13 protein-coding genes are annotated in these 15,979 nt (G+C 54.9%); 3 read left to right on the top strand and 10 right to left on the bottom strand.

All coding sequences use genetic code 11. The annotated features are described in order from the left end of the window. The first annotated feature begins 7 nt into the window (after positions 1-7). Complete coding sequence (locus LBQ97_08365) at positions 8-925, top strand: autotransporter outer membrane beta-barrel domain-containing protein (GenBank protein ID MDR1832721.1); 918 nt, start codon at positions 8-10, stop codon at positions 923-925. Here the strand turns inward: LBQ97_08365 and LBQ97_08360 are convergent. From LBQ97_08360 to LBQ97_08320, 9 genes are all read right to left on the bottom strand, one after another. Beyond that, positions 897-1,613, bottom strand: a complete 717-nt coding sequence (locus LBQ97_08360; GenBank protein MDR1832720.1) for a queuosine precursor transporter — start codon at positions 1,611-1,613, stop codon at positions 897-899. The two genes, LBQ97_08365 and LBQ97_08360, sit on opposite strands and share 29 nt — an antisense overlap. 73 nt (positions 1,614-1,686) lie before the next feature. Further along, on the bottom strand, positions 1,687-3,078 hold the full coding sequence (gene asnS, locus LBQ97_08355) for an asparagine--tRNA ligase (protein ID MDR1832719.1): 1,392 nt from the start codon (positions 3,076-3,078) through the stop codon (positions 1,687-1,689). A gap of 30 nt (positions 3,079-3,108) precedes the next feature. Beyond that, positions 3,109-4,326 carry an FtsW/RodA/SpoVE family cell cycle protein gene (locus tag LBQ97_08350; GenBank protein ID MDR1832718.1) on the bottom strand — a complete coding sequence of 406 codons (1,218 nt, stop codon included), beginning with the start codon at positions 4,324-4,326 and terminating at the stop codon, positions 3,109-3,111. A 61-nt stretch (positions 4,327-4,387) separates the two neighbouring features. Beyond that, positions 4,388-4,660, bottom strand: coding sequence for a cell division protein SepF (gene sepF / locus LBQ97_08345; protein MDR1832717.1), 273 nt, complete (start codon positions 4,658-4,660; stop codon positions 4,388-4,390). Positions 4,661-4,759: 99 nt separating this feature from the next. Continuing rightward, positions 4,760-5,740 carry a bifunctional oligoribonuclease/PAP phosphatase NrnA gene (locus tag LBQ97_08340; protein MDR1832716.1) on the bottom strand — a complete coding sequence of 327 codons (981 nt, stop codon included), beginning with the start codon at positions 5,738-5,740 and terminating at the stop codon, positions 4,760-4,762. 14 nt (positions 5,741-5,754) lie between these two features. Further along, positions 5,755-7,698 carry an HPr(Ser) kinase/phosphatase gene (gene hprK / locus LBQ97_08335; protein MDR1832715.1) on the bottom strand — a complete coding sequence of 648 codons (1,944 nt, stop codon included), beginning with the start codon at positions 7,696-7,698 and terminating at the stop codon, positions 5,755-5,757. After that, on the bottom strand, positions 7,691-8,008 hold the full coding sequence (locus LBQ97_08330; GenBank protein MDR1832714.1) for a hypothetical protein: 318 nt from the start codon (positions 8,006-8,008) through the stop codon (positions 7,691-7,693). The genes hprK and LBQ97_08330 overlap by 8 nt, the downstream gene beginning before the upstream one ends. Before the next feature lie 91 nt (positions 8,009-8,099). Then, on the bottom strand, positions 8,100-9,389 hold the full coding sequence (locus tag LBQ97_08325) for a bifunctional folylpolyglutamate synthase/dihydrofolate synthase (GenBank protein ID MDR1832713.1): 1,290 nt from the start codon (positions 9,387-9,389) through the stop codon (positions 8,100-8,102). A gap of 27 nt (positions 9,390-9,416) precedes the next feature. Next, the gene (locus tag LBQ97_08320) at positions 9,417-10,118 is read right to left on the bottom strand and encodes a 5'-methylthioadenosine/adenosylhomocysteine nucleosidase (protein ID MDR1832712.1); all 702 of its coding nucleotides are present in this window, start codon (positions 10,116-10,118) and stop codon (positions 9,417-9,419) included. Between the two features lie 238 nt (positions 10,119-10,356). Between LBQ97_08320 and hflX the strand changes: the two genes are divergently transcribed. Continuing rightward, positions 10,357-12,147, top strand: coding sequence for a GTPase HflX (gene hflX, locus LBQ97_08315; GenBank protein ID MDR1832711.1), 1,791 nt, complete (start codon positions 10,357-10,359; stop codon positions 12,145-12,147). A gap of 12 nt (positions 12,148-12,159) precedes the next feature. Here the strand turns inward: hflX and LBQ97_08310 are convergent, their stop codons facing one another. Then, entirely contained in the window at positions 12,160-14,391 is a 2,232-nt protein-coding gene (locus LBQ97_08310; GenBank protein ID MDR1832710.1) for an RNA-binding transcriptional accessory protein, read from the bottom strand. Between the two features lie 214 nt (positions 14,392-14,605). Between LBQ97_08310 and LBQ97_08305 the strand changes: the two genes are divergently transcribed. Beyond that, on the top strand, positions 14,606-15,913 hold the full coding sequence (locus LBQ97_08305; GenBank protein MDR1832709.1) for an ATP-binding protein: 1,308 nt from the start codon (positions 14,606-14,608) through the stop codon (positions 15,911-15,913). Positions 15,914-15,979 lie beyond the last annotated feature (66 nt).

Genomic DNA, 15,979 nt, shown 5'->3' with positions numbered 1-15,979 from the left:
AGTAAACTTGAAGGCGGGAAAAGAAAAAACCTTACGAAAAATCCTCTGGGCGGCGGCGCTCTGCGCGCTGCCTTTTTCCCTTCGGGGAAGCAATTACGATACCTCCCTGCCGCAAAGACAGGGACGGCTTTTGACCGGGGCCGCGGCGACCCATATCCGGGAGCAGGCCGTACTCCGTGAGGCCGGGCTTTCGGGGAAAAGCCAAAGCAGCGTCTACCTCACGGTCCTGAGCGAAGCCTGGACCGATAATCAAAAGGAAGATCTTGCGGCAAATCCGGGGGAATACAAGACAAAAATCAAGGGCCTCCGCTACGGAAGCCTTAGCAATTCCGTCAAGCATCCCCGGCTCTTTTTGGGCATGGACTACGCTTACCTCAAATCTTATGCCGCTTTCAAAAACGGCGGGAACATTCGGGTCCGCAGCCACGGGCTCAATATGACGATCGGCGCGCAAGCGGACAAATGGCTTGTTTTCGCCCGGGCGGCCTATACCCGGAGCCGGGAGAATCTGTCGGGACCGGGGTCGGATCAGCGTCGCCATATCCACAGCTTCCTCTCGGGTCTCGAAGCCGGGCGCTATTTTACGCTGATGGAAAAGATCCTGACGCTCTACCCCCACCTGGGCGTCGACTATGAATGGCGGCGCGGCAAGCAAACAAGCCTTCTTTCCCGGGAAGACGAAAAAACACCCGGCGGGGTCGCCGGGCTTGGGATATACGCGTTTTTTACGGAACGCTGGTCGTTACAGGGCGATATCAGCGCGATCCGCGCCTTCGGAAGCAATCCTCTTTCCTCGGGCGCTTTCGATATCCGCCTCAGTCATCACCTCTCGCCGGATTTTTCCGTATCGCTGGGCTATGAGGCCCAATTCCGCCGGAAATACTTTGAAGGGGCCCTCAGTTTGGGCGTTCAACATCGTTTCTGATCCTGCCGCTTTGCTTCAGGTAATCGGCCAGATACAGGAAGGGCGTATCGCAGAGGGCGATGATGAATTTCAAAAGATAGGTCGACCAGAAGATCTGCACGAGGACCTCAAAGGGGTAGACGCCCCAGAAAGCCACGGCCGTAAAGATTACGTTGTCGATGGCCTGACTCACCAGGGTACTCATATTGTTCCGGATAAACATGAATTTTTTGGCGGGGAACCAGGACCGCCACCGGAAATAGGACCAGATGTCGTGGGTCTGGGAAACGGCGTAAGCCACGAGAGACGCGAAGGACACCCGGGGCATGAAGGCGAAAATGTTCCGGACGCCCTCAAAGGAGATGCCGCCCCCCTCCGTCGCCGAAGGCGCCATGTGAATGGCGCAGGACATGATGACTGTCGTCGCGATCATCGCGAAAAATCCAATTTTGACGGCTCTCACGGCGTCTTTTTTTGTGTAGTTTTCCGACATGATGTCCGTGACGAGGAAGGAGCCCGCGTAGAGAACGTTCCCCAGCGTCGTCGTGAAGCCGAAGAGCTCCACGAGCATGGTGACCTGGATATTGGCGAGTATGGTCGCGATGGGGATCCAGCAGAAGAGGCCCGTGAGGCCGAAAAAGTAATAAATTGCGATGATGCACGCGAAATTCGCGAGCAACATCAAAAACCAGATCAATTCGTTTGGCATTTTTTCAATACACCCCCGTGTGATTTGAGTTAATTTTGTGACCCCCGACGCATGCCGGCTGAGGGGTCAACTCTTAATAATCCGCGTTTTTGGGCGTTCTCGGGAAGGGGATCACGTCGCGGATGTTCTGCATGCCCGTTATGTACATGAGGATTCGTTCAAAGCCGAGACCGTAGCCCGAATGCGGGAAAGAACCGTATTTTCTGAGGTCGAGGTAGAAGCCGTAATCCTCTTTTTTCATGCCGTCGTCTTCGATGCGCTTCAAGAGCAGATCATAGTTGTCCTCACGCTGGGAGCCGCCGATGATTTCCCCTATGCCGGGGGCCAGCAGATCCATGGCCCGGACGGTCTTGCCGTCGGGATTGAGCTTCATGTAAAAGGCCTTGATGTCCTTGGGATAATTGATCAAAAATACCGGCTTTTTAAAATGCTCTTCGGCGAGATAGCGCTCGTGCTCGCTCTGCAGATCGATCCCCCACTCGACGGGATATTCGAATTTCCGGCCGGATTTTTTCAGGACTTCGATCGCTTCCGTATAGGAAAGTCTCGCGAATTCGCTGTTCAGCACGTTATCCAATTTGGCGATCAGGCCCTTTTCGATCCACTGGTCAAAAAACGCCAGCTCCTCGGGGCAGTTGTCCTTGACATATTGAATGATAAACTTGACCATGCTCTCGGCGGTCTCCATATTGGCCTCAAGGTCGGCGAAGGCCAGTTCGGGTTCGATCATCCAGAATTCCGACGCGTGTCTGGCCGTATTGGAGTTTTCCGCCCGGAACGTGGGCCCGAAAGTATAGACGTTGCGGAAGGCCGCGCAGAAAGTTTCCACATTGAGCTGTCCCGAAACCGTAAGATTTGTTTCTTTTCCGAAAAAGTCCTCTTTGGTGTTCACGGTCCCGTCGGGATTTTTCGGCACATTGGCGAGATCGAGGGTCGTAACCCGGAACATCTCTCCGGCCCCTTCGGCGTCGGATCCCGTGATAATCGGCGTATGCACATAGACAAAGCCTCGTTCCTGGAAAAATTTGTGGATCGCGTAGGCCACGACGGAGCGCACCCGGAATACGGCCGTAAACGTATTGGTTCTGGGCCTCAGATGGGCCATGGTCCTGAGGAACTCAAAGGAATGGCGCTTGTTTTGCAGCGGATAATCAAGATCGGCCTTCTGGCAGATTTCCACCGTGGCGGCGTGAACTTCCACATCCTGCCCCGCCCCCTGGGATTCCACGACGGGACCCGTCACGACGATCGAAGAGATGATCGAAAGCCGCGATACTTCGTCAAAATTGGGAAGCGACGCGTCGCAGACGATCTGTATTCCCTTGAAAAAGCTCCCGTCGGAAAGCTCGATAAAACAAAGGTTCTTGGAAACCCGGATTTTCTTGACCCAGCCCGAGAGCTTGACGTCCTTTCCGAGGTACGCCTCGCTTTGCCGGAAAATCTCTTTTACATACGTGTCTTTCATTGTTGTCTGTCCTCCATATGGCATAAAGTTTTATTGTCCATCGTTCGTTTGAAAATTCATATTCATGATCATGCTGAGGGCGAGGAAAATCGTCAGGATCGATGTCCCCCCGTAGCTCAAAATGGGCATGGGGACCCCCATGACCGGCAAAAGGCCGATGACCACAAAGAGATTGATAAACATCTGAGTCATCAGAAAGCCCCCGATCCCCACGGCGAGATAGCGTCCGAAGGGGCGGCCCACATCCATGGCCGTCGAGCGCGTCAACGTAAAGAGCAAAAAAAACAAAATAAAGATAACCAAAAGGCCGATAAAGCCGAATTCCTCCCCCAGCGTCGCCAGAATGAAGTCCGTGCGGGTCTCGGGCAGGTAGCCGTGCTTCAGGATGCCGTTGGAATAGCCCTGTCCCTTCCAGCCGCCGTTGCCGAAGGCGAGGATCGACTGCCCCACCTGATAGCCGATGTCGGGGTCGTATTCGCCCCGGGTGAGCCCCGTGATAAAAAGCCAGATCCGCTTGAGCTTGTAACCCTTGATGTTTTGCCCGCCCAGAGACAGCAGCCAGAGCGTCAGCCCCGAAAGAGACGAGAGGGCCAGTCCCCCCGCCCCCAGGATATAGAGCATATCGATACGGGCGAAAAACAGCATGAAGCAGAGAATCAATCCGTAGTGGATGGCGGTCCCGAGGTCGTTTTGCAGCAGGATCAGGACCGCGAAAACGAAATATACGGGCAGCACATTGGCCACGACCGCGAAGTTTTTGAGTTTATGTTCCTCGCAATAGGCGAGGTGATGGGCGATCAAGATGATAAAGGGCAGTTTCAGAAATTCCGCCGGCTGGAAGCCGATGCTCCCCAGGCGCATCCAACTCTTGGTGTTGTTGATCCGCGGGAAAAATTTCGGCAGGAAATTGTGCCCCACGAGCATGAGGACAAGCCCCGCCACGGAACCCAAAAGGAGCAGGAGACACAGGCGCTTGCCGTCAAAGCGGCGGTAGGAGATGTTGGAGCAGATTGCCCCGGCCGCCAGCGCCAGCAGCAGGTAGGCCGAATGATTCCGGATGATCTGCCTCCGGTCGGGGGAAAGCAGGGCCGTGCTGTACATATTGAGGATGCTGATCACGACAAGGATCAGCGTGATGCCGAGGATCACCCGGGTCCGGGTTTTCTTCCGCCTCGCGATCTCCAGGCTCAGCTGTTTGGCGCTGATTTCGCCGATATTTCCGCTTTCTTTTGCTCTTGCCGCTTCCATGGGCGCTCCTTCACAAAGACAAGCCCCGTCACAGGCGGGGCGTCACAGGACTCATTGGTTGTCATCTGTCGATGGTGATTTCCGGTTCTTCGTCTTCATTTGTCAGATACGAGTGCTTGACCCCCCGGGGGATCGTGCAGAAAATCCGTTCGGCCACGTCCTTCAGCAGGCCTTCCTGCATATACATGGCGCCGCTCAGGTAGTTGATGATCCGCTGGGCTTTGTCATTTTCCACGTCGGACAAATTGATCAGCATTATCTTGTTGCTCTTGATTTCCGGGATACATTTTTCGCAGTCTTCAATCCTGCCTGGCCTGATAAATACGATTTCCATGCCGAACCTCCGTTTCGCTTAAAAAAATCAGATCGCTTCGTTTCTTTTCATCTCTTATGTATAGGATACTATTTTTCGGGATTTTTTTCAATGCTTTTTTTATTTTTTCCGCTCATTTTCCGACAATTGTCTCAAAACTTTCGCGAGCACGGCGTCCGCCGTCCCCTTGGCCGTGAAGCCGGCGGCCTTTTTATGCCCGCCGCCACCGAAGCAGCCCGCGATTTTGGCCACGTCCACAGAATCGACTTTGCTGCGCATACTGCCCTTGAGAAGTCCCGTCTCCTCCTCCCGGATAAAGAGCGCCGCTTCGGCCTCATTATACTCGATGAGTCTTTCGACGATGCTCTCGGTGTCTTCCTTCCTGCCGCCGTGCCGGATCATCTCCGCGTAAGGAAGATAGTAGTAGGCCAGTTTTTCTTCGGGGTAAAACTGCATGTAATACAAGGCCTCGCCGATGAGCTTGATGGCCCCGTAGCTCTTGTTCTCCAAAAACTCCCGGATGATTTTGGCGTTATCGACGCCGATCCCGACCAAGGTCCCCGCCATATAAAGCGTATCCTTGGTCACGTTGTCATGGGAAAAATTGCCGGTGTCGTTTACGAGCCCCGTATAGAGACACTCGCCGATCTCCGTATCCAGCGGCGCTCCGGCGCTTTGCAGGAGGCGGAAAATGATCTCCGAGGTCGAGGAAATGTCCTTGACGTAGTTGTATTTGCCGTAGCCGGGGTTCGTGATGTGATGGTCGATATTGACGACGACATGGTCCTCGGCGAGTACCGCCGTTTTCCCCAGTCTTTTGAGGTCGGCGGCGTCCAGGCAGATCAGAAGGTCCCCCTCGTAGTGCTCGTCGGAACTCCAGCGCTCCAGGCGTTCATAATAAGGCAGAAAGGCCGTCGTATCGGGGGCCTTATCCTCCAGCACGATCCGGATCTGCGGATCCCAGTCCTCTTCCCGGGACGCCCATTTGCGGATCCCCAGAAAAAGCCCCAGAGACGCGCCCACGGCGTCGCCGTCGGGATTCACATGGGTCGTGATGATGATGCGCCGGCTGGCCCGGATAATTTTCAAAATTCTTTGCATGGCGTCCATTTTTTCTATCTCGGATTCTCCTCTATGAGTTTTCTTTCTTCTTCGGTGAGTTTTTTGAGCCCTTCCCGGTAGAGCTTGTCGGGATCATGGCCCAAGGCCCGGGCCATGCGGTTCATGACCGCGATCTCCACCATGGCCGCGGCGTTTCTGCCCGAGGACATGTAGAGGACGATCTTGGGGATGCTTTTCCCGAGGATCTCAAAGGTCCCGCTCTCGTAATGCAGCGAAGTCAAGTAGTCTTCCGTCTTCTGTTCCCGCATCTCGATCACGAAGTCGAGCCTTTTGTTGAGCCGGACGGCCCCGAGGCCGTAGAGGGCCTTGATGTCGATGATGCCCAAGCCGCGCACTTCCATAAAATAAGGCAGCCTTGCCGCCCTTCCGACGACGGCCCCGCCGGTATCTTTGGAAAATTTCACAAAATCGTCGGCCACGAGCCGGTGCCCCCGGTGGATGAGCTCCAGCGCCGTTTCGCTCTTTCCGATCTGACTCTTTCCCGTGATCAATACGCCGAAGCCGTAGAGCTCCAGAAAGACCCCGTGGGTGGAAATCGTAGGGTTGAAGGCCGTCTCCAGATAGCCGTTGAAATTGGCGATGATCTGGGAAACCTTGCGGTAGGGGCTCCGGCAGAGCACGAGCCGCGTTTCCTTCAGCATGTCGTAAAACCATTGGGGGATATCCGTATCGATGGTCGTGACGATCATCGGAAAGGGATAGCTCAGATACTTTCTCATATTGGCTTCCCTGACGTCTTCGGGGATCGACGAGAGGTAGCGGAATTCGTCCCGGGAAAGGACCTGGATGCAGATATTTTCCGGATCCTCAAAGAGATCAAAATAGCCCGAAAGGGCCAGGGCCGGCCGGTGAATGGACACTGTGGACACCGTGGTCTTCGCGAGATATTCCTCTCCCGCCAATACTTTGAGCCCGAATTCATTTTTGAGATCCGCGATCCCGATGGCTTTTTTCTCCATAGCCTGATCCCCCTGATGCCGCTTGTTTTCTTCGATGATCTTTTTCGTCTCCGCCACGAAGATTTCGGCGGAATTTTCCCCGATTTTTTTGAGCCTGCTATTCATGGCCGCCGCTTCGAGAATGACCGCCAGATTGCGCCCTTTCCTGACCGGAAGGACGATCTTGGGCACCCTTTCCCCCAGAAGCTCCGTATAATACTCGTCGAGGCCCAATCTGTCGTAAAACTCACTCTCGTGCCATTCCTCCAGCACGATCAGGAGGTCGATTTTCTTTCTGGCCCTTGTGGACTGGATGCCGTACTGGGTCGTGATATCGATCTTCGTGCCGTCTTTTTTGTTTTCCAGAAAGAAATGGCTGTCTTCCTGACTCTTGTCGAGGCGATTGCAGCCCTCGAGGTAATTTTCGGCGAGCCTTCTGACGACGACGTTGTCGTCGGTTATCATCCGGTGCCCCCGATCCAAAAGCTCTATGGTCACGCCGATTTTCGCGTCCTCATAGCCCGTGATCAAAACGCCGATGCCGTAGATTTCAAGGAAAATGTGCCCCTGCAGGATCATCTCATCGACGAAGCGCTTCTGCAAAAAGACCTTCAGCATCCGGATCGTGACCGGCGTGTCCAATTTACTCTTCAGGAGCGTCACGTCCTGGGCCGCGGCCTTTTTCACCATGACGGCCTCGATTTCCGGGTCGTCCCAGGTGATGATCAGGGCCGGAAAATGAAATGAAAAATACTTTGCCAGCAGGGAATCGATTTTGTCCCGGGGCAAAGTCTTGATATACATGAGTTCCTTGCGGCCGCAGATCTGGATGGACTGCTCCAGCTCGGCCTTGCTGTAATTAAAAAAACCCGTCAGCTCATAGCCGATCTGGTAGATATTGGGCCCCTCGATCTCCCGGCCGGGATTGCCCGGATTCAGGACCTCGAGGGAGAGGGCCGCAATCAGATCGCCGATGGTGGGGTTTGAGGCGTTACTCAATCAGATCACCCTTTGCGGAGTCGGACGTGTGGGAAACCACCACGGCCGCCGGGGCCGTTCGCGCCCGGTATTGCTTGACATATTCGGTATTCCGGTAAAAGGACCCGTCGCGCATACGAAAACCCGCTTCGACCCGGTCCGTAAATTCTTTTTTGCGAAGGGCCGTTTCCGTTCTTTCCGCCAGCACGCTCCGGACGAGGAAAGTCTCCGCGACCAAAAATAGCGTGAGCAGCAAAACCTTTACCGCCGTGCGGAAGGGATCCGGTATTTTTTTCGTCTGCTTTTGAGCCCGATTTCCGTGCTTGTCCATGATAAAAATCCTTTGTTTCAATGATACGCATCTTTCCCGGATACGTTTATAGCTTTGCGTTGTGAATAAGTTGAGCTGTTGGGTCGTTGATTCACTGATTCGTAAATTTTTCCTTCCACTCGCTGAGGAGATAGAAGGATCCGCAGACAAGGGTCAGTTTTTTGTTCATTTCCCGCGCCAGCCGCGCCGCCTCGCCGAGATCGTTTTCCACAAGGTGCTCGGCCTCCGCGGAACTTATCCGGGCCAAGACCTCTTCCCCCCGAAGTCCCCGGGGATTGTGGGTGATGGCCGTAAAGATCACGGTATCCGCCATGCTGTCGAGGGATACGCCCATGTCTTCGATTTTCTTGTCTTTGAGGATCGAAGTGATGACGACGACGTCCTTTCGCGCGAAGCCCTTGCGGATAATTTTGGCCAGTTCCGCCATGCCGTCGGCGTTGTGGGCCCCGTCGAGAATGATCAGGGGATCCTTTGACCAGCGTTCGAAGCGGCATTCCCAGACCGTCGTGGCAAAGCCCTCAATCATGGCCTCCTCCGATACCCGAAGCCTTTTGAGGGCCTCGTAGGCGCAGAGGAAATTCTTGAACTGATAGTCCCCGAATAAGCTGTAGACGTAGGATTTGCCGTCCACATGGACCGTTATCGTAAAGTTGTCGTAATCGCTGGTAAACCTCGCGCCCTTGTACTTTGCGAGGACGTTGACGGGCCAGGCGCCCTTGGGCATGGCCTTTGTGATCTGCCCGAGGAATGTGGGCTTGGAATCGCCGACGATGACGTCGCGGCAATGTTTGATGATTCCGGCCTTTTCCCGGGAGATCTTGCGGACCGTTTTTCCCAGAAATTCCGTATGCTCCAGCGTCACGTTGGTGATGACGCAGATGAGGTCGTCGCAGATGTTCGTCGCGTCGAAGCGCCCGCCCATGCCGGTCTCCACAACCGCGTACTCGACGCCTTTGTCGGCGAACCAGAGAAACATCATGGCCGTCGTGACTTCGAAAAACGTGGGTTTCACGTCGGATATGGCGATGGCTTCCCGAACCCGCCCGTAATATCGGGCGATCTCTTCGTCCGTGATATATTCCCCGTCCACGGCGATTCTTTCGTTGAAACGCAGGATGTGGGGGGAAATGTAGCGTCCGACCCGGCAGCCCGCCTTTCGGAGGACATTGTCGATCGTCGCGGTCACGGATCCCTTGCCGTTTGTGCCGGCGATGTGGATGACCTTGTAGCGCCTCTGGGGATTGCCCAACATCCGGCATAGGATGCGGATGTTTTCAAGGCCCAGCTTGATCCCGTGCATGGAATAGGCGTAGAGCTCTTCCAGCAGCGCGTCTATATTGTTTTGAGTTGTTGTCGTTGGATTTTCCGTCTTCACGTCCATGGAATCACCCGCCCGGGGATTTTGGCCTCAGAGCGATTGCAGGAGGCTTGTCAGAAGGACTTTGGACCGCAGCGCCGATGTGCGGACAAAGGCCCCGAAGTCTGTTTTGGCGTTGCCGTCGGCCCTGTCGGAGATCGCCCGGAGGACCAGACAGGGTACGCGCAACAAATGACAGACGTGGGCGACCGCCGCCCCTTCCATTTCTGTGCATATACCGCCAAATGTGTGTTTCAACCAATCTATTTTTTCGGGGGACGCGATGAATTGATCGCCGCTCAAGATGACGCCCCTGACCGCTTTGATGTCCTGAAAGAGTTTTTTTGCCTGTACGTCCGCCAGTTCGACGAGTCCGGAATCGCAGGGAAAACCGATCGTTTCCATGCCCGGAATCTCCCCGGGGGCGCGCCCGAAGGCTGTAATATCGAAGTCATGCTCGATGAGGGACGTCCCGATAACGATATCTCCGATATCGAGGACCGGATCAATGGCGCCGGCCACGCCGGTGAAGAAGAGCTTTTCCGCCCCGAAGCGCTCGATCATCAGCGTCGCGGCCATGGCCGCGTTCACTTTCCCGATGCCGCATTGGGTCAGGACAATGTCCCTTCCGGCGAGGCTGCCCCGGACAAATTGCAGATTTCCAGCGGATAGCGCAACGGCGTCGCGCATTTCCCCGCGCAACGCTTCCGTTTCTTCCCGCATGGCGCCCATAATACCAAGCATTTTCCTCATCCCGTTTGCCCGCCTATATGGGTTTTTTCGCGCCTGGCGCAACAAAACCAAAAAATGCGAACGTTTATCTCATAATATTATACCATAGGATACGCAAATAGGCAAGTTTTTTTTGTTTATTTTGTCCGGACAGGATTCCGACACGGGCTCTGTGGCGGGAAAATTCTCCGTGGCGGAGAAAACCCTTGCCTTTTTCCCGCTTTCGTGATAGGATATTTTCCAGATAAGAGGTGGTTTTATGATCAAAGGAAATACAGGCGGCATCAGGGAAACAGTCCTTTCCGCCCTGGAGTCAATCCACACGATTAAACTCGAAAAAGACGTCTTCATCTCGGAGGAAATCCTCGTTCCCATGGCGGAAATCAGCGCCCGGATCAACCGGGAAATCAGCGTTTCCATCGACAGGAAGGGAAACGTCGCGGAAATTTCCATAGGCGACGACAGGACGGCGGGCCTGCCGGCGGTGACGGCGGCCGAAGGGAAGCTCTCGGGGATCCGCGTCTTCCACACGCACCCGGGCGGCGATTCCAGGCTCTCCGACGTGGATATTTCAGCCCTGGTAAAATTGCGCCTTGACGCCATGTGCGCGATCGGGGTCGCCGGCGACGGGCGGATTACGGATATTTCCGCGGGCTTTTGCGCCCTCGGGGAGGAAGGGGTCTCCTACCGGCTGACCCGGCCCTTTTCGCCGGATCAGGCGACGCGCGTCGATTATCTTCGGATCATCGGGGAGATCGAAGCGGCGGGCGTCAGGGAAAGCGGCGTCGCCACCGAAAGCGATAAAGAGCGGGCCGTCCTCGTGGGGCTCGAAAATGAGGCCCTCCTGAAGGAACTGGCCGAACTGGCCGAAGCCTGCGGCATCGAAGCCGTCGGGACCTTTCTCCAGAAAAAGGCGAAGCCCGACAACGTCACGTTTTTGGGAAGCGGAAAAGTAAGGGAGCTCTCGCTGTTCCGCCAGGTACGAAAAGCGGACCTCGTGATCTTTGACGACGAGCTCTCGGGAATCCAGGCCAAAAATCTTGAGGAAATCCTGGGTTGCCGCGTCATGGACCGAACGGTTTTGATCCTGGAGATCTTCGCCAAACGGGCGGTCTCCCGGGAAGGAAAGATCCAGGTGGAACTGGCCCGGCTCAAATACAGCGCGGCAAAACTCACGGGCCAGGGCGCGGGCATGTCCCGGGCGGGCTTCGGGATCCGGGGAGGTTCGGGGGAGACAAAGCTCGAAACGGACAGGAGGCGGATCCGGGACCGGATCCTCGTCCTCAAGAAAGAATTGGCGGAATTGGAGAGGGCCCGGGCCGTCCGCAGGGAAAGAAGGGAACTGTCGGGCATTCCGAGAATCGCCCTCGTGGGCTATACCAACGCCGGCAAATCCACGCTGCGCAACCTTCTCGTCAGGGAATACCCGGTCAGGGCCGGCGCGAAAAACGAGGCGGTCTTCGCCGAAGACATGCTCTTCGCGACTCTTGACGTCACGACCCGCTCCATACAGCTCCCTTCGAGAAAAGTCCTCTCCTTTACGGATACGGTGGGCTTCATCCGGAAGCTGCCCCACGACCTCGTGGAGGCCTTCAAGTCCACGCTGGACGAGGTCCTTTACGCCGACGTCATCGTCCATGTGGCGGACGGGGCGAGCGAAGACATTCCCGCCGAAATCCGGGCCGTGGAAAGCGTTCTCGGAGAGTTGGGAGCGGCGGACAAGCCCACGCTTCTGGCCCTCAACAAAAAAGACCGGCTGACGCCGGAAAAAACGACTGAAATCACGGAGCTTTTTCCCGGATACCGGAGCGTTCTTCTGAGCGCGAAATTTAACGAAGGCATCCCCGCTTTTCTGGAGGCCGTAGAGGCCCTGATTCCCGAAAAGACCTGGATCGAGCGCTACCGGATCCCCTACAGCGATACGGCAAGCGTGGCCTGGCTGCACCGGAACGCCCTCGTCGAGGAAGAGCGCTATGAGGCGGAATGCGTCTTGCTCCGCTGCGTCGTGGGGCCCGGCGTATCGGGGAAAATGGAGAAATATCGCGTATAAGAAAAGGGAAGGTCAGACCTTCCCTTTTACCATGCTGAGCCCGATTTTCCCTTTTTCCTTGTCGACGGCCGTAACCCAGACCGTAACGGTGTCGCCGACCGCCACCGCTTCCGAGGGATGCCGGATAAAGCGCTCGCTCATCCGCGAAATGTGGACAAGGCCGTCCTGCTTGACGCCGATATCCACAAAGGCCCCAAAATCGACGACGTTTCTGACCGTTCCAGTCAGCTGCATGCCGACGGCCAGATCCTCCATGGCCCGAACCGCCCGGTTGAAGATCACAGGAGGCGCGTCATCCCGGGGATCCCGGCCGGGTTTTTTGATTTCCGCGAGAATATCCCGGAGCGTCGGGAGACCCACGCCCAGCTCCTCCGCCAGTTTCTTCTGGTCGCCTACCCGCTTTTCGATGTCGGCCACGCCCCCGGTCGTGAGCTCCTTCCCGGAAACGCCCGCTCTTTTGAGAATTTCCGCGGCCGCCCCGTAACTTTCGGGGTGGACCGCCGTCCCGTCCAGAGGATTTTTCGCGTCCCGGATCCGGAGAAAGCCCGCGCACTGTTTGAAGGCCTTGTCCCCCAATTTGGGGACTTTTTTCAGTTGTTTTCTGTCGGTAAAGCTCCCGTTCTCCTCCCGGTAAGAGACGATATTTCCCGCAACCGCGGCGTTTATGCCCGATACATAGCCCAAGAGGCTGGCGCTTGCCGTATTGAGATCGACCCCCACGCGATTCACGACGTTTTCCACGACGCCGGTAAGGGATTTTTCGAGAGCCGATTGATTGATGTCGTGCTGGTATTGCCCCACGCCGATGCTCTTGGGAGGAATTTTGACAAGCTCCGCCAGCGGGTCCTGCAAACGCCGCCCGAGGCTCATGGCGCCCCGGGTCGTGACGTCCAGGTCCGGATATTCGGCCGAGGCCAGTTTTGAGGCGGAATAGACCGAGGCCCCCGCTTCGTTGACAATCGTGCTCTTGACGGAAAGGCCGCTTTTCTTGATCCAGCCCGCGACCACCTCCTCCGTTTCCCGGGAGGCCGTGCCGTTTCCGATGACAACGACGTTGATTTCATATTTTTCCGCCAATTTTTGAAGCGTCCGCTCCGTTCCTGCCACGTCGTTTCTGGGCGCGGTGGGATAAATGGTCGTATAATCGAGAAGTTTTCCGGTCTCCGAAAGGACCGCCACCTTGCAGCCCGTGCGGTAGCCGGGGTCTATGGCGATGACTCTGGCCCCCTTGACAGGCGGCGTATTGAGGAGGTTTTCCGTATTTTTCGCGAAAACCTCGATGGCGTCTTTTTCCGCCCGCTCCGTGAGCTCGTTGCGGATGTCCCGTTCGAGGGAGGGGGCCATGAGGCGCTTGTAGCTGTCGGCAACGGTTGTTTTAAGAAGCTCCGTAAATATGGAAGGCCTTTTGATGATCCGGCGTTCCACGCAGTTCGTCAGCTTATCCTGCTCCACGACCAGTCTGACCTTAAGTTTTTCTTCCTTCTCGCCGCGGTTGATTGCCAGAATCCGATGGTTGAGGATTTTTGCCGCTGGCTCCGTAAAATTGTAATACATCTCATAGACGCTCTTCTCATCGGGGTTGACGGCCTCCGAGGAAATGATCCCCTGCTTTCGCGTCATGTCCCGGAGCGTTCCCGTGAGTTCGGGATCGTCGGCGATCTGCTCGGCGATGATGTCACAGGCCCCGCCCAGAGCCGCTTCCGGCGTATCGTAAGGGCTTTCGGCCTGGACATAGGGGGCGGCCGATTCCAGCGGATCTCCCGTAGTCAGCTTTTGCTCCAACATCAGGGCGGCCAGAGGCTCGAGACCCGCGTCCTTTGCCTTGGAGGCCCTGGTGGCCCGCTTCTTTTTGAAGGGCTTGTACAGATCCTCGACGCGCTGGAGGATTTCCGCGCTTTCGATCTCGGCCCGGAGCGCTTCCGTCAGCTTGCCCTGTTCGTCGATGAGACGGATCACTTCTTCTTTGCGGGCTTCGAGGCCTTTCAGATACGAAAGCCTTTCGTCAAAGGCTCGGAGCGTCACGTCGTCCATGCCGCCGGTCGCCTCTTTACGGTAACGGGCGATGAAAGGGATCGTGTTGCCCTCTTCGATCAGGGCGATGACGGCTTCAGTCAGAGGGAGGGGCAGGGTGAATTCTTTGGCTAATTTCGCGGGGATGGTCATGGGTTTTGCTCCTTTTTCGGTGAATTTACTGAGGTTTGACGCGATCCGGCTGTCGTCCGCGACCGCGTCGTCCTTTTCCATTATACAGGAAAAAGGGTCTTGTGTAAAGGGAAGAAAATGTCTCCGTATGAAGGCGATTCTTAAAAACGTGAAAATTTTCTCTAAAAAACTCTTAAAAACGCAGTAATTCTTTTCATTTTTTTTCGTAAAAACGTGATTTTTCCCCTTGATTTTTTCTTAAAAACGTGGTATATTGTGTTTGAGAGAGAAATTACCGGAGAAGGAGACGTTGCAGATGTACAGAAAGGCTTTGGAAGAAATGGCACGCTGGAAAGACAGTTCACGAAGAAAACCTCTCGTATTGAAAGGCGCGAGACAGGTCGGTAAAACCTGGTTGATGAAGGAGTTTTCGAAACGGTACTATAAGGACAGCATCTATGTCAGTTTCGATAAAGACGCCGACGCGGCCGGGATCTTTAACGACACCAAGAATCCGAAGCGGATTCTTGAACGGCTGAGTCTCATTCGGGGAAAAACCATTCTACCCGGAAAGACCCTTGTCATTTTGGACGAAATACAGGAATGTCCCAACGCCCTCGGCAGTCTGAAATATTTCAACGAAGAGGCAAACGAATACCACGTCATAACCGCCGGAAGCTTGCTGGGAACGTATCTCGCAAAGCCCGTGTCCTATCCCGTTGGGAAAGTCAATCTGCTGGACGTCTATCCCTTGACTTTTGAAGAATATCTGGCGGCCGTCGACAAGGGGATGTACCAATATTTTACTTCGGTCAAATCAGGAAAAGATTATGTTTCCGCCTTTCACGAACGAATGACGGAGCACTATAAAAAATACCTGATCATCGGCGGAATGCCTGAGTGCGTCCAATCCTGGGCAACGAAGGCCGCCCCCGAAGAAATAAGCGTCATTCAAGGGGAGATTGTCTCCCTTTACGAGGACGATTTCACCAAGCACAGCGGCAAAATTAACAGCGGTCGTATCCTGCAGGTGTTCAGAAGCATTGTACCCCAGCTCGCCAAAAGAAACAATGAGAAGTTTATGTACGCCGCAATCAGTAAAAGCGCGAGGGCAAAGGATTTTGAGGACGCCATCGAGTGGCTTGTCTCAAGCGGAATCGTTTATCGTATCCTCAATGTATCAAAAAACGAATATCCGCTGAAAACCTATGAAATACTGAATTACTTCAAGCTTTTCCTGCTGGATGTCGGTTTGATCAAGCATATGGCCGGGCTCACCAATAAATCCATCTTGCTGTCGGAAGCCTTTGAGTTCAAAGGGCAATTGGCCGAAAACTATGTGTTGGAACAGCTTTTGCCTCTTTTGGACTACCCGCCTTACTTTTACGCCTACGCGCAAGACAGGGAGATTGATTTTATTTTTCAGCGGGACGAAAACGTGATTCCCGTTGAGGTTAAATCCAGTGAAAACAAAAATGCCGTCAGCTTCAAGAATTATATCGGGAAATACAAACTGGAAGCGGCTGTCCGCTTCAGCACAAACGGATATATGAAAAATGGCGGGATTACGAATATTCCTTTGTATTTCGTCGGGAAGGTTCTGGAGTTGACCCAGGAAGGATAGCGGATATTTGGCTGTCCGAAAATATCGTTGACAATTCAGTGATTGGGCTTTATAATTATAGTATAC

Source organism: Fusobacteriaceae bacterium (assembly GCA_031272775.1).
GTDB lineage: Bacteria > Fusobacteriota > Fusobacteriia > Fusobacteriales > Fusobacteriaceae > JAISST01.
The sequence above is the reverse complement of the archived record's forward strand: the minus strand, read 5'-3'. Positions and strand labels throughout refer to the sequence as shown.

What these genes read in the sequence shown, in the direction of transcription:
- LBQ97_08360 (MDR1832720.1), bottom strand. Translation starts at nt 1,613, where the DNA reads ATGCCAAACGAATTGATCTGGTTTTTGATGTTGCTCGCGAATTTCGCG.
- asnS (MDR1832719.1), bottom strand. Translation starts at nt 3,078, where the DNA reads ATGAAAGACACGTATGTAAAAGAGATTTTCCGGCAAAGCGAGGCGTAC.
- LBQ97_08350 (MDR1832718.1), bottom strand. Translation starts at nt 4,326, where the DNA reads ATGGAAGCGGCAAGAGCAAAAGAAAGCGGAAATATCGGCGAAATCAGC.
- sepF (MDR1832717.1), bottom strand. Translation starts at nt 4,660, where the DNA reads ATGGAAATCGTATTTATCAGGCCAGGCAGGATTGAAGACTGCGAAAAA.
- LBQ97_08340 (MDR1832716.1), bottom strand. Translation starts at nt 5,740, where the DNA reads ATGCAAAGAATTTTGAAAATTATCCGGGCCAGCCGGCGCATCATCATC.
- LBQ97_08330 (MDR1832714.1), bottom strand. Translation starts at nt 8,008, where the DNA reads ATGGACAAGCACGGAAATCGGGCTCAAAAGCAGACGAAAAAAATACCG.
- LBQ97_08325 (MDR1832713.1), bottom strand. Translation starts at nt 9,389, where the DNA reads ATGGACGTGAAGACGGAAAATCCAACGACAACAACTCAAAACAATATA.
- LBQ97_08320 (MDR1832712.1), bottom strand. Translation starts at nt 10,118, where the DNA reads ATGAGGAAAATGCTTGGTATTATGGGCGCCATGCGGGAAGAAACGGAA.
- hflX (MDR1832711.1), top strand. Translation starts at nt 10,357, where the DNA reads ATGATCAAAGGAAATACAGGCGGCATCAGGGAAACAGTCCTTTCCGCC.
- LBQ97_08310 (MDR1832710.1), bottom strand. Translation starts at nt 14,391, where the DNA reads ATGGAAAAGGACGACGCGGTCGCGGACGACAGCCGGATCGCGTCAAAC.
- LBQ97_08305 (MDR1832709.1), top strand. Translation starts at nt 14,606, where the DNA reads ATGTACAGAAAGGCTTTGGAAGAAATGGCACGCTGGAAAGACAGTTCA.